We start from the raw sequence: 13247 nt of genomic DNA, 5'->3' as shown, positions 1-13247 counted from the left end.
TGTTAAGGCGTGTTTTTTTTATCGCTACACGAGATTGATTTTTATAAATGTAGAGTAAATATTGTAAGATTCAAAATAAGATACATGGAAAGGTTAATATAATAGTGAATCGTATAAGAAATTTGATGAAATTAATAATAAAGGAATGGATCTGTATGTGTTTCAGATGGAATGATTTTAAAACTTTTGTCGGCTCTTAACCATTCGGATAACAAGTCTACTAATCCTTCTTTCATGACGTGTTCGCTATAATGATTAATATCAATTAAATTGACACCTGCAATTTTGGCGTCTAATGCTTCATGATGCTTAATATCACCTGTAATAAAAACATCAGCACCCTTTTCAAAAGCGAGTTGTTCATATCCGATTCCGGCTCCACCAATAATAGCTACCGTATTAATTTCTGTTTCAGAATCGCCGATGAATCGAATACTTGGCATATTTAATGTTGTTTTTAAATGATTAATAAAAGACTCTACTGAATACGATTTTTCAAGTTTGCCTATCATACCAAGCCCTTGATTTAAATTTTTAGTTAACGGTATAAAATCATAAACGGGTGTTTCATAAGGATGCGCTTCATGAATTAGCGCGCGCGCTTTTTCTTTTTGAAACGATTCTATCATGAATTCTATTTTTACTTCTGTAACATTTTCTACTTCTTCTAATGAACCAATTGTTGGTTTTGCTTCGCCCACAGGTTTAAATTGGCCTGTTCCTTTTGAACTAAAAAAGGCATATTCGTAATTGCCCTCTTTGGCAAGACCTGCACGACTCATAGCATCTTTAAATGATGTGGCATGTGTTTCGGGAATAAACACTTGGACTTTGTAATATGTTGTTTGATTTTGTTCTAATATATTAGGCGCATCAATACCGATACGCTCTGCTAACATTGCATTTACACCTTTAGGGTGAACGTCAAGATTTGTGTGGAGTGCTATCAAATTGATGTTATTTTGGATGAGCTTATATAAAATAGATCCGTAGCCTTTATCATCAACGATTCGCTTCATCCCTTTAAAAATTAATGGATGATGCGCAATAATTGTATTGCACCCTTTATCCATCGCTTCCAGGACAACTTCGTAAGTACAGTCCAATGTTGTAATTATGCCAGAAACCTCGTTATCAGGATTTCCGATTAAGAGTCCAACATTATCCCAGTTTTCAGCAGACTGGAATGGGACTTTTTCGTCAAGAAGAGACAATAACGTTTTTACATTCATTGATTTAACACCTCTTTAATCAACAATTGTTGTTGTGTAATTTCATTAAATCGAATTTGATGTTTTTCAGGATTTAAATGTTGTTTGATTTCATCTAATGCTTCTAATTCTCTTTCCCATTTTTCGATAAATAATTCATTAATAAGTGTATGAAGAAATGGCCCAAATTTAAAATCCTTTTCAGATAAATTCATTGTGCCTTTTTCAGCGACAATAATTTCGTATATATGCGCACGTTCTTTAATTAGTGTTTCTGTTACGATTTTATAGTTATGGTCTTGTAAAAAGCGGCGGATGGGTTCAGATTGAATGTTTGATTGTAGAATTAATCTTGGATAATTTGGAATATGTTGAAAACCATTTTTCAAAATACGTGTAATTAATGGTCCCCCCATCCCACAAATAGTGACTGTATCCACGTGATCATCATGATTCAAAATCGTTAAACCGTCGCCAAGTCGTACATTTATTTTTGAAGACAGACCATGCTCTGCGACACTTTTTTGAGTTGCAGTAAAAGGTCCTTTAATGACTTCTCCAGCAATAGCTTCCTCAACTTGACCACTTTGAATTGCATAAATGGGTAAGTATGCATGGTCAGAACCAATATCGGCTAACTTTTTTCCTTTTATGTATTCACTTACTTTTAATAAACGACGATTGATTGGTATCATTACATTGCTCCTTTAAAAAAATAAAGAGAGTAAAACAGCCATCAAGTATAGTTACATATTTGATATGCTGAATCCTCCCTTATTATATCCTATTCAATTAGTACTTACGACGTCATCACTCATTTAAAATTGATGTTAATGCCTTATAGTTCACTTCTTGTTTTAATCCATGAAGTCTTTTAGACGTTTGCTTCTACTTGGGTGTCTTAGTTTACGTAATGCTTTTGCTTCGATTTGGCGGATACGTTCACGCGTCACGCCAAACACTTTACCTACTTCTTCAAGTGTACGTGTTCTACCATCATCTAATCCGAAACGAAGACGTAAAACGTTCTCTTCTCTATCAGTTAAGGTATCTAATACGTCCTCCAGTTGTTCTTTTAATAACTCATAAGCCGCGTGGTCAGAAGGACTCTGAGCTTCTTGGTCCTCAATAAAGTCACCTAAATGACTATCATCCTCTTCACCAATCGGTGTTTCAAGAGAAACAGGTTCTTGTGCGATTTTAAGAATTTCACGTACTTTTTCTGGTGGTAAGTCCATTTCTTCACCAATTTCTTCAGGTGCAGGGTCACGACCTAAGTCTTGTAATAGTTGACGTTGTACACGAATTAATTTATTAATTGTTTCAACCATGTGTACGGGAATTCGAATTGTACGCGCTTGGTCTGCAATGGCTCGTGTAATGGCTTGTCTAATCCACCATGTCGCATACGTAGAGAATTTGAATCCTTTACTAAAATCGAACTTTTCAACTGCTTTAATAAGACCCATATTCCCTTCTTGAATAAGGTCAAGGAAAAGCATACCTCGGCCAACATAACGTTTCGCAATACTTACAACCAGACGTAAATTCGCTTCAGCTAGACGGGCTTTTGCCACTTCATCCCCTTGTTCAATTCTTTTGGCAAGTTCAATTTCTTCTTGTGCACTTAATAAATCTACACGCCCAATTTCTTTCAAATACATACGTACAGGGTCATTTATTTTTACACCTGGAGGCGCACTTAAATCATTAGGATTCAATTTATCATCTGTGTCAGAACTGTCTTTTTCGTTGACAAGTTGAATATCGTTATCGTTAATCATATCGAAAAATTCATCCATTTGATCTGAATCCATATCGAAGTTTTGCAATTTGTCTGCAACTTCTTCATGACTAAGGTGACCTTCTTTTTTCCCTTTTTCAATAAGTTGTTTTTTAACATCTTCTAACGTTAAAGTCGGATCGATGGTCTCTTTTTTGATTACTTTTACCTGATTATCTGACATACAAAGGCCTCCCGATATTAATCTTGACGCTTCAATCTATTTCTGTTTTTATTCACTATCATCTCTAAATAATATTTCTGAGATTCTAAATCTTTATTACGTGTTGCTTCTCGTAATTTCTCATGAAGTGATTCAAGAGAGTCTGAGTGTCTATGTTCGGTCATTACACGTATATAATCATTCATTTCATTCTCATATGGTTCATGGTTAAGCGGATAATCTACTAAATATATCAACGCTTCTTTAATGTCATTCTGATTAATATAGGTAATACACTCACTTATTTCAAATTGTTCATGACTTGAATAAAAGTCTCGTAAAACATTAAATATACGTTTAAAATACTCATTTGTAAAGTCAGTTTCTTCAATATTTTTATAAAAACTTAAAAAAACATCTTTATCATTTATGAAATGTTTTAAAACGGCTCTTTCAGCAACCGCATTTTTATTTAAACGAACGGATTGTTTTTGGGTGGGTTGCACAAATGATGAAGATTGAGAAGATTTAGGCAAAACCTTTTCTACTTCATTATTTAGACTATCTGAAGAAATTTTAAACAATCCCGATGCATCTTGAATCACTTTTTGTTTAATAATTTGCGATTGTATTAAACTAGCATCTGTAATAAATGACTTGTAATACTTCTCATAAGCCAAATCATTGCTTTCTATTTGTTCTTGATTGAGTAGTAGTTTGTATAGTACAAATGCTTTCTTTTCTGTATTTACAAAATCTAAGAAGGATTGTTTGCCATGTTTTACGATATATTCATCTGGATCCATATTTTTAGGTAATTGAACGACGAATACATCAATTTTTTGTTCTAATAATGCTTGACCTGTTTTCAAAGTCGCTAGCGTACCGGCGTTATCTCCATCAAATAGAAGTGTGACATGATTACACAATTTTTTTATAAAATGTATATGTTCATCTGATAGTTGCGTCCCCATACTTGCCACAACGTTTAGTAAACCTGCGTCACTCGCTTTAATGACATCCATAAAACCTTCTAATAGAATCATTTCATCATTTGAACGAATCGCTTTACGCGCGCGATCCAAATTATAAAGAAGTTTACGTTTTTGGAAAATGGGCGATTCAGGACTATTTAAGTACTTAGGTTCTTGATTTTTATACGTACGTCCTGAATACCCCACTATTCGCCCTTGCGCATTGGCTAATGGAAACATGATACGATCTCTAAAACGATCATAATACGTAAAATTTGTTTCATTTCTAGATAATATGCCTGCTTCATAAGCGAGATGTAACTCAAAACCTTTTTTTTCGAACAAATCAGTCGCGAAATGAGATGAATCTGGAGATAAGCCAATCTTTCTTTCTTTAATCATGTCGTCAGTGAAGCCGCGTTCATATAAATAATTTAGTGCTTTTTCACCTTCTACAGTTTTCGTAAGAATATAATGATAATAATCCACAAGTGCTTCATGCATTTGAATCATTTGTAAATCATCAGACGCCACTTGTTGGTGGGACGTTTCATCTCCTACATCGACTTTAATGTTAATTCGGTCACCTAGCTGTTTTACTGCATCAGTAAAAGACACGTTTTCAATTTCTTGGATAAATTGAAAAATATTACCGCCCTTTTTGCAACCAAAACAATGACAAATTTGCTTGTCCTCTGAGACTGTAAAAGATGGTGTTTTTTCATCATGAAAAGGACACAACCCAATATAATTGCGCCCTCTTTTTTCAAGTTTGACGTATTCACTCACGACATCTAATATATCTGTATTTTCTTTAATTTGATCAATGGTAGATTGTGGAATTCTCAAAATATATCACCTTAATCGTTTTATGAATAGCGATAATTCAGTTTATGGCAGTCTTTTAATTATATTCTAATTTAGTTTGAAAAGAAATTATTATGCTCAATAATTTGAATAATATTGTTTGCTGTTTCTTCAATAGCTTTATTGGAAACATCTAGTACAGGACACCCGATTTTTTCTACAATTTTATTAAAGTATTCTAATTCTTCCTCAATTCTTGTATCTGTAGCATAACGTGCGGAATCTGAAAGACCTAACTGTTTTAAGCGTTCTTTACGAATCGCATTTAATTTTTCAGCTGTAATTTTTAAGGCGATACACTTTTTAGGATCGATTTCAAACAACATTTCCGGTGGATTCACTTCTGGGACGATAGGTACATTCATAACTTTATATCGTTTATGCGCTAAATATTGTGAAATAGGCGTTTTTGATGTTCTGGAAACACCTATAAGTACAATATCTGCCTTAGGTAAGCCTTTTGGATCTTTGCCATCGTCATATTTCACCGCAAATTCCATTGCTTCAATCTTTTTAAAATAATCTTCATCTAATTTGTGAACGATACCTGGTTCGTTAATCGGTTGTTGTTGAAACGTTTCTTCCATCATGCTCATAATTGGGCCCATGATATCAACAGATTTCAAACTATTTTCAATGATTAGCGTCGCCATATAATCTCTTATATCTGGACGAACCAATGTATAAATAATCATAGCATTGTTTTCTTTAGCCAATTGGATAATTTCATCAATGTTTTGTTTGGTTTCAATATATGGGTATCGAATAACATCTGCCTTACTTTCCACGTTTTTAAACTGGGATATACAGGCTTTTGCGACAAGTTCCGCTGTTTCACCTACGGAGTCTGAAGCAATGATAATTTTCACTTTCGTCATAAGTCGTTGAACCTCCTATTGATCAAATAAAGACACAAACAATTTTGTAATAGTTGTTTTTGAAATACGACCTGTCACAGCATATTTGCCATCTCCTTTAGATCTAACTATTGGAATGGAATCAATTTCTTTAGAAATCATTTGTCGGGCGGCATACAATAAAAGATCATTTTCTTCTAATAAGACGATATTAGGCATTCTCGTCATAATGATTTGTACAGGCATATTATGAATGTCTTGACCTGCCATCGAAGCCCGTAACAAATCTTTTCTTGAGCACACTCCTACTAAATCATTTTCTTCGTTTACAATAAATAATGTTCCCACATCTTCTATAAAAATGGCACAAATTGCATCATATACAGTGACATCGCTTTTTAAAATGACAGGATGAGACTGATAATCTTTTACGATATAATGTTTAAGTTGTTCAGTAAGTAGTTGAGAGCTGGATTTTCCTGAATAAAAATATCCTACCCTCGGTCTCGCTTCTAAATAACCTGCCATGGTTAAAATTGCTAAATCAGGTCTTAAAGTCGCTCGAGTTAAATTGAGCTGATCGGCTATTTTTTCACCTGTAATAGGACCAGAATTTTTTACAATATCTACAATTTGTTGTTGACGTTTACTCAGTTCTATATTGATCTCTGCTCATTTAAAACCCTCTGGTTATGCTAATTAAATAGCAGAAATGCCTCCTTTGAGATACTAGCATCATATTTATTTTCATATGCAACGTTTTGATTTGATGAAGTATACAAATCAGTAAGTTATCAATACGACTTTCATAAAAACATACATTTAATATTATAACGGTTTATCTACCACTAGACAATTATGTTTTGCTTGCGATTCTTTTAACTATACTTTAAAATTAAATCAAAGCGAGTTAAGGATAGTGAAAGCTTAACAACTAAAATGGCTTAATGATTAATCTGAATAAAAGTGAGTGGACACACTAATTTGGGTGGAACCGCGGATTAACTATATTAATTCGTCCCAAGGCAAAGTATTTTCTTTGGCTTGGGGCTTTTTATATTTTTTAAGGAGTGTTTGATGATGGAAAAAAATATGGATCAAATTGTTCAACTCGCAAAACATAGAGGTTTTGTTTTTCCTGGTAGTGAAATTTATGGTGGCTTAGCTAATACTTGGGATTACGGCCCATTAGGTGTTGAGTTGAAAAACAATGTTAAAAAAGCATGGTGGAAAAAATTCATTACCCAATCCCCATATAATGTCGGTTTAGATGCTGCTATTTTAATGAACCCTAAAACATGGGAAGCTTCTGGACATTTAGGAAACTTTAATGATCCTATGATTGATAACAAAGACAGTAAGATTCGTTACCGTGCCGATAAACTTATTGAAGATTACATGCTAAATGAAAAAGGTGATGAAAACTTTATTGCCGACGGACTTAGTTTTGATGAAATGAAACGCATTATTGATGAAGAAGGTATTACTTGTCCGGTGAGCGGCACTGCAAATTGGACAGACATTCGTCAATTTAATTTAATGTTTAAAACATTCCAAGGGGTTACTGAAGATTCAACAAATGAAATCTTTTTACGTCCTGAAACTGCACAAGGTATATTTGTAAATTATAAAAATGTTCAACGTTCTATGCGTAAAAAGTTACCTTTTGGTATCGGCCAAATCGGTAAATCATTCCGTAATGAGATTACACCAGGTAACTTTATTTTCCGTACACGAGAGTTCGAACAAATGGAACTAGAATTCTTCTGTAAGCCAGGTACAGAAATTGAATGGCAATCTTATTGGAAAGAGTATGCTGCAAAATGGTTAACGGACTTAGGTTTAAATAAAGATAATACGCGTTTACGTGACCATGACGAAGACGAACTTTCACACTATTCAAATGCAACAACGGATATTGAGTATAAATTCCCATTTGGTTGGGGAGAACTATGGGGAATTGCAAGTCGTACAGATTATGACTTAAAACAACATAGTGAACACTCAGGTGAAGACTTTAAATATCACGATCCTGAAACTAATGAAAAATACATTCCATACTGTATTGAGCCATCATTAGGTGCTGATCGTGTAACACTCGCATTCTTATGTGATGCATACGAAGAAGAAGGTGTTGAAGGAAGCAAGGATGCGCGTACAGTATTACATTTCCATCCAGCTTTAGCGCCATATAAAGCAGCGGTATTACCTTTGAGTAAAAAATTATCAAAAGAAGCATTAAAAGTGTATGAACAATTAAGCGAAGACTTTGTTGTAGACTTTGACGAATCACAATCGATTGGTAAGCGTTATCGCCGTCAAGATGAAATTGGTACACCATATTGTATTACATTTGATTTTGATTCTTTAGAAGATAATCAAGTCACTGTACGTGACCGTGACACAATGGAACAGGTCCGTATGTCCATTAATGAACTTAATGACTTCTTAGCTGAAAAAGTTAAATTCTAAATTGAGATAATTGAAACATAGCACCCTTCTATAATTTAGAAGCCATCAAAATTTATCTGAGAATAAATTTTGATGGCTATTTTAATTTACTAATGGTCGTTGGAAGAAGCATCTATGTGCGTTCTTTTTAATTGGTTAATGAGACGTTGGCTTTTAAAGTACATGCCTATATATTCTTTATAGATTAAGAGTATAAAAGATGACATTTCATCAATGATATTTTGATGAACGTGGAGTTCATTAATTTTAGATAAAGGCAACGTTTGAAGTAAATGTGTAATGTAAATCGTTTTATTTGAGAGGGGTAAAGCGTGTTCATCTAGATGTCTTTTTTGGTCGGAGAGAACACCGTTATATTTAAAACTATAAGCTGAGAAATATTTGGCTTCAGTTGAGTGAGATAACACGCAATGGTCAAGTGCAATTGTTACCCCATAACGTGGTAAACACTTTAACATGACAATGTTCGCTATGAGTTGCGGTGATATACCATTATTTATTCGTTGAATTGCGAATGTTAATAAATGATAATTTGCTTGATTGACTTCATCTTTTTCCATTGAGCGTTCAATCGTTTCTAAACAAAGACTCGCATAACTATTCGTAAATATATCTACTCTCATATTGTAATTCAAATGAATTACATCAATTGAGTTTAACGTTCCCATCCCACGAAATTTATTAAATATAAACAGTGCTTCTACAAACGGCTGAGTTGTGGCTTGAAATCCTGATTTAATTTTTTTGGCACGCCTTACCATGATTGGAATTTTGGCGCCATGCTCATTTAAAATCGTGATGATACGATCGGATTCTCCGTAATCGACTGCTTTAATAATGATGCCTTTTTGTTTAACGAGCATGCCTTCACCACCCTAACTCCTATTATTCATCTTCAACATATCCCATTTGTTTAATAAAACTAGATTTGTTTCTCCAATCTTTTTGTACTTTTACCCATAAATCTAAATAGACTTTTGAGCCTAATAAATGTTCAATATCTCTACGCGCTCTTTGTCCTATCGTTTTAAGTTTTTTTCCACCTTTACCAATCACGATCCCTTTTTGCGAGTCTCTTTCAACGTAAATAGTGGCTTCTACACGGACACGATCTTCAGATTCTTGAATCATTCTTTCCACATTAACACCAATAGAATGTGGTATTTCTTCAGTCGTTGTTTCGAGAATTTTTTCACGGATTAATTCACTTACAACAAACTGTTCAGGGTGATCAGAGATTTGACCATCTGGATAATATTGAGGGCCTTCCGGTAAATAAGTTTTAAGAACACTGATAAAATGATCAATATTAAGACCCTCGAGAGCAGAAATTGGAATAATCTCTGTAAAATCCATATAATTTTGGTAAGCTTCAATTTTTGGCATTAAAGCATCTGGATGCACTAAATCTATCTTATTTAAAACTAAGAAGACTGGTGTTTTAACTGTTTTTAACATTTCCATAATGTATTCATCGCCACGACCGATATCTTCATTCACATTGACCATAAACATGACTGCATCAATTTCGGACAGTGTGTTTTTAGCAACTTTCATCATATAATCGCCTAATTTATGTTTAGGTTTGTGAATACCTGGCGTGTCTAAAAATATGATTTGAGCATCATTTGTTGTCATCACGCCTTGGATTTTATTACGTGTAGTCTGGGCTTTATCGGACATTATAGCGATTTTATGTCCGATAACTCGGTTAACAAATGTCGATTTACCCACATTTGGACGACCAATGATAGTTACAAATCCTGACTTGTATTCGTTCATGTTATTTTAAATCCTTTCCTGAAAAGCCTAATGGTAATAATTCTGCAACAGTTAACATTTTCATGTTACCTGTCTGGTTCGTCATATAAACGGGCATATCATCATCACACAACTCTTTAAGTACTTGTCGACATGAACCACAAGGTGAAGAAACCTCTGGACTATCAACAGTGACAGTGATAGATTCAAAGTCTCCTGGACGATAACCTTGTGCTATCGCAGAGACAAGTGCTGAACGCTCAGCACAGATTGTCGATGGGTAAGCCGCATTTTCCACATTTGCGCCATAAAATGCTTGTCCATCTTTTGTTTTTAAATATGCCCCTACTTTAAATTGACTGTAAGGTGCATACGCGTTTTGTTGTGCTTTTCTTACTTCGTTGAAATGGTGTTCTGTATAACTCATAAAATATCACGCCCTTAAAATAGTCTTGGAAGAAAAATCATTAAACCAATAATGATTGAAAATATTGAAGCGAGTAACACACTAAATGCAGCAATGTCTTTGGCGTACTTTGCCCAAATGTGATAATCTTCAGTGGTTAAATCCACCGCATATTCGATTGCTGTATTGATTGCCTCAGTAATAAGTACACTAAAAATAGCAATTAATAAAAAGAACCATTCAAATTTTGATACGTCAAAATAAACTCCTAAAATAACGACAAGAATTGCTGCGACGATATGAATCAAAAAATTGGCGTCTTTACGTAATAATGTCAAACCTCCCTCAACGGCAGGTTTAAAACGTTTTATCATTTATCTCTTGTCAACCCATATTTATTAAGAATATCATCTTGTCGTTGAAACATTTCTTTTTCATCTGCTTCAGTCATATGATCATAGCCGAGTAAATGTAAAAATCCATGAAGCGCTAAAAAGCCTAATTCTCTCTCAAAAGAATGGTTATAGGCTTGAGCTTGTTCTGCAGCGACATCTGCACAAATAATAATATCTCCTAGTATGCGTGGCATGTCTACGCCTTCAATAATAGGCTCCTCTTCCTCAAAAGCAAAGGAGATAACATCCGTCACTTTATCTTTTTGACGATAATCTCGATTAATCGCTTGGATTTCTTCTTTGTTCACAAATGAAACTGATAATTCTGCATCATCTGTAATTCGTTCAAATTCTTTAGCAAAGGTTAAAAGTGCTTCAATATGTTGAAACCATTCGTTTTGAACTTCTCCAGTATGATCTGTAAAGTCTATTGTAAACATCAAGCTTCCTCCTCATATCTTGAAATGATGCGGCCTACTAATGGATGACGAACGACATCTGCTTGATCTAAGTATTGAATACTTAACCCTTTAACAGATTGCAGTCTTGTTTCTGCTTCAATTAGACCACTTTTAATCCCTTTAGGTAGGTCAATTTGTGTTTTATCGCCAGTGACGACCATTTTTGATCCGAATCCTAGGCGCGTTAAAAACATTTTCATTTGTGCATGAGTTGTATTTTGAGCTTCATCAAGGATAACAAATGCATCTTCAAGGGTACGTCCCCTCATATAAGCTAAAGGTGCAATCTCTATGACGCCTTTTTCAATGAGTCTTTCGGTAGCCTCTGCACCTAATACAGTATTCAAACCATCATAAAGCGGTCGTAAGTATGGGTCAACTTTCTCTTTTAAGTCGCCGGGTAAAAATCCTAATGATTCTCCCGCTTCAACAGCAGGTCTTGTTAAAACGATACGCTTAACTTGGCCTGCACGTAAAGCTTTTGCAGCGAAGACAACAGCTAGAAATGTTTTCCCTGTTCCTGCAGGGCCAATACCGAAAACGAGATCATGATTTTTAATAGCATGAATATACATTCTTTGCCCCATGGTTTTTGCACGAATAATTTTCCCATGAGCATCTCGTGCAATTTCCTCTTCGTATAAATCAATAAGGTTTTGAATCGTTCCGTTTTTAGCCATTTTTATAGCCGCTTGTACATCTTTGACAGAAATTGAAGCCCCTTGTTCAATTACTTTTAATAAGTTTTTTAGCACTTCTTCTGCTTGTGAGACTTCGTTTAATTGTTGACCTTGAACAGCCACTTCTTGACCCCTTGCGTGAATAACAACATCAAAAGCATCTTCTATTAAATGAATATACTCATCATTATTTCCAAATAACGCTTGAGCTTGATGTATGTCATCGATTTGAATCATTTCAGGCATATACTTGCTCCTTTACTGATAATGTATGATTAATGTACCAAACATGTTTGAATGCATTCAATACTTAACCTAACATGTTTATTCTTATTATATCATGGAGTAAACAATTAAATGCACCTATTTGAACTGAACCTTTAGGAATGTAAATGAGGTTGCAATAATGAAGACGCAATTCCATTTATAAAACATATTACGATTTACAAATTAAATTAAGCATAAGAAAAGGACTCAAATTTTCATCATCTGAGTCCTTTTTATTTTAAGATAACATAGAGGGTTAGATTGTTTATCTAAAAAACTTATATTCAACCATTATTCCCCCTACTTCATCTCATTTGAAAGTGAGTTAGTTTAGTTGTTTCCGTTTATCAATGACCTCTGCCCAAATAATCCCATTAACGACTTCATTATCAGAAAAAGTGAGATCACCTTTCATTTGTTGGCGCTTCCTTGAATTCGCTAACAGTTGTTTTAGCTTGATTCTTTTTGCTCTTGGAGAAAGGTACTGATCTTCGATGATACTTTTTGCTCGCCGTTCAATATGACTAATTTGTTTTTGACGTTCTCGATTTAATTGTTCGTCTAATGAAGTAATATCTCCCTGTAACGTTTCCCATAATTCCTTTTGCACCTCTTGTTGATCTTTTCGCGAGTTTTGTGCGCGCCTTGGAGCAACTTCTGGTGTTTGTTGTGTTTCAGTTGGGGAACGTGGGATATCATGTTGGATAGGTTTGGGCTGTGTTGTTTTTTCTTTTGGTGCTTTTGGTACTTCATCAAATTCTTTATCTAGTTCAGTTTCCATCTCTTTTAAAGTTTTTTCAATTTTTTCCATAAAAGATTTGGATTGATTCGATTGTGAAGGTGGTGGAGGCGTTTGCTTGCGCTTTTCATGACTTTTATCATTAACCGCTGAAATGATTGTTACGATGACGCTAATGATAAAAATAATCAATCCTATGCTCATAACCTCA

General features: G+C 34.4%; 14 protein-coding genes. 1 reads left to right on the top strand and 13 read right to left on the bottom strand.

Annotated features, from left to right (window positions below):
* Positions 1-131 precede the first annotated feature (131 nt).
* The 6 genes from PYW36_RS05705 to ccpN form a co-directional block, all read right to left on the bottom strand.
* Positions 132-1232, bottom strand: a complete 1101-nt coding sequence (locus tag PYW36_RS05705; RefSeq protein WP_037574012.1) for a Nif3-like dinuclear metal center hexameric protein — start codon at positions 1230-1232, stop codon at positions 132-134.
* A complete protein-coding gene (locus PYW36_RS05700) occupies positions 1229-1906 on the bottom strand; it encodes a tRNA (adenine(22)-N(1))-methyltransferase (RefSeq protein WP_037574016.1) in 678 nt (225 codons plus the stop codon). Before PYW36_RS05700 ends, PYW36_RS05705 begins: the two co-directional genes overlap by 4 nt.
* 162 nt (positions 1907-2068) lie before the next feature.
* The gene (rpoD, locus tag PYW36_RS05695; RefSeq protein ID WP_019165210.1) at positions 2069-3178 is read right to left on the bottom strand and encodes an RNA polymerase sigma factor RpoD; all 1110 of its coding nucleotides are present in this window, start codon (positions 3176-3178) and stop codon (positions 2069-2071) included.
* A gap of 17 nt (positions 3179-3195) precedes the next feature.
* Positions 3196-4980 carry a DNA primase gene (gene dnaG, locus PYW36_RS05690; RefSeq protein WP_037574019.1) on the bottom strand — a complete coding sequence of 595 codons (1785 nt, stop codon included), beginning with the start codon at positions 4978-4980 and terminating at the stop codon, positions 3196-3198.
* Between the two features lie 71 nt (positions 4981-5051).
* Positions 5052-5876: a pyruvate, water dikinase regulatory protein gene (locus PYW36_RS05685; RefSeq protein ID WP_037574022.1), complete on the bottom strand. Its 825-nt coding sequence runs from the start codon at positions 5874-5876 to the stop codon at positions 5052-5054.
* Positions 5877-5891: 15 nt separating this feature from the next.
* Positions 5892-6515, bottom strand: coding sequence for a transcriptional regulator CcpN (gene ccpN, locus PYW36_RS05680; RefSeq protein ID WP_103158618.1), 624 nt, complete (start codon positions 6513-6515; stop codon positions 5892-5894).
* A 420-nt stretch (positions 6516-6935) separates the two neighbouring features.
* Here ccpN and PYW36_RS05675 point away from each other — a divergent pair, with 420 nt between their 5' ends.
* Positions 6936-8327: a glycine--tRNA ligase gene (locus PYW36_RS05675; protein WP_037574027.1), complete on the top strand. Its 1392-nt coding sequence runs from the start codon at positions 6936-6938 to the stop codon at positions 8325-8327.
* Positions 8328-8416: 89 nt separating this feature from the next.
* Here the strand turns inward: PYW36_RS05675 and recO are convergent, their stop codons facing one another.
* The 7 genes from recO to PYW36_RS05640 form a co-directional block, all read right to left on the bottom strand.
* Positions 8417-9190, bottom strand: a complete 774-nt coding sequence (recO, locus tag PYW36_RS05670; protein ID WP_037574029.1) for a DNA repair protein RecO — start codon at positions 9188-9190, stop codon at positions 8417-8419.
* A gap of 22 nt (positions 9191-9212) precedes the next feature.
* A complete protein-coding gene (gene era / locus PYW36_RS05665; protein WP_037574031.1) occupies positions 9213-10109 on the bottom strand; it encodes a GTPase Era in 897 nt (298 codons plus the stop codon).
* A 1-nt stretch (position 10110) separates the two neighbouring features.
* The gene (cdd, locus tag PYW36_RS05660; RefSeq protein ID WP_037574034.1) at positions 10111-10515 is read right to left on the bottom strand and encodes a cytidine deaminase; all 405 of its coding nucleotides are present in this window, start codon (positions 10513-10515) and stop codon (positions 10111-10113) included.
* 14 nt (positions 10516-10529) lie between these two features.
* Entirely contained in the window at positions 10530-10865 is a 336-nt protein-coding gene (locus PYW36_RS05655; RefSeq protein WP_229717290.1) for a diacylglycerol kinase family protein, read from the bottom strand.
* Positions 10865-11329 carry an rRNA maturation RNase YbeY gene (gene ybeY, locus PYW36_RS05650; RefSeq protein ID WP_037574040.1) on the bottom strand — a complete coding sequence of 155 codons (465 nt, stop codon included), beginning with the start codon at positions 11327-11329 and terminating at the stop codon, positions 10865-10867. The genes PYW36_RS05655 and ybeY overlap by 1 nt, the downstream gene beginning before the upstream one ends.
* Positions 11329-12276 (bottom strand): PhoH family protein, encoded by a 948-nt coding sequence (locus tag PYW36_RS05645; RefSeq protein WP_037574043.1) that lies wholly within the window; start codon positions 12274-12276, stop codon positions 11329-11331. Before PYW36_RS05645 ends, ybeY begins: the two co-directional genes overlap by 1 nt.
* A gap of 346 nt (positions 12277-12622) precedes the next feature.
* Positions 12623-13240, bottom strand: a complete 618-nt coding sequence (locus tag PYW36_RS05640) for a hypothetical protein (protein ID WP_037574045.1) — start codon at positions 13238-13240, stop codon at positions 12623-12625.
* Between the last annotated feature and the right edge of the window lie 7 nt (positions 13241-13247).

It is taken from the genome of Staphylococcus chromogenes, from assembly GCF_029024625.1.
GTDB lineage: Bacteria > Bacillota > Bacilli > Staphylococcales > Staphylococcaceae > Staphylococcus > Staphylococcus chromogenes.
This window is presented reverse-complemented; position numbering and strand designations above follow the sequence as displayed.

What these genes read in the sequence shown, in the direction of transcription:
- PYW36_RS05705 (WP_037574012.1), bottom strand. Translation starts at nt 1,232, where the DNA reads ATGAATGTAAAAACGTTATTGTCTCTTCTTGACGAAAAAGTCCCATTC.
- PYW36_RS05700 (WP_037574016.1), bottom strand. Translation starts at nt 1,906, where the DNA reads ATGATACCAATCAATCGTCGTTTATTAAAAGTAAGTGAATACATAAAA.
- rpoD (WP_019165210.1), bottom strand. Translation starts at nt 3,178, where the DNA reads ATGTCAGATAATCAGGTAAAAGTAATCAAAAAAGAGACCATCGATCCG.
- PYW36_RS05685 (WP_037574022.1), bottom strand. Translation starts at nt 5,876, where the DNA reads ATGACGAAAGTGAAAATTATCATTGCTTCAGACTCCGTAGGTGAAACA.
- PYW36_RS05675 (WP_037574027.1), top strand. Translation starts at nt 6,936, where the DNA reads ATGGAAAAAAATATGGATCAAATTGTTCAACTCGCAAAACATAGAGGT.
- recO (WP_037574029.1), bottom strand. Translation starts at nt 9,190, where the DNA reads ATGCTCGTTAAACAAAAAGGCATCATTATTAAAGCAGTCGATTACGGA.
- era (WP_037574031.1), bottom strand. Translation starts at nt 10,109, where the DNA reads ATGAACGAATACAAGTCAGGATTTGTAACTATCATTGGTCGTCCAAAT.
- cdd (WP_037574034.1), bottom strand. Translation starts at nt 10,515, where the DNA reads ATGAGTTATACAGAACACCATTTCAACGAAGTAAGAAAAGCACAACAA.
- ybeY (WP_037574040.1), bottom strand. Translation starts at nt 11,329, where the DNA reads ATGTTTACAATAGACTTTACAGATCATACTGGAGAAGTTCAAAACGAA.
- PYW36_RS05645 (WP_037574043.1), bottom strand. Translation starts at nt 12,276, where the DNA reads ATGCCTGAAATGATTCAAATCGATGACATACATCAAGCTCAAGCGTTA.
- PYW36_RS05640 (WP_037574045.1), bottom strand. Translation starts at nt 13,240, where the DNA reads ATGAGCATAGGATTGATTATTTTTATCATTAGCGTCATCGTAACAATC.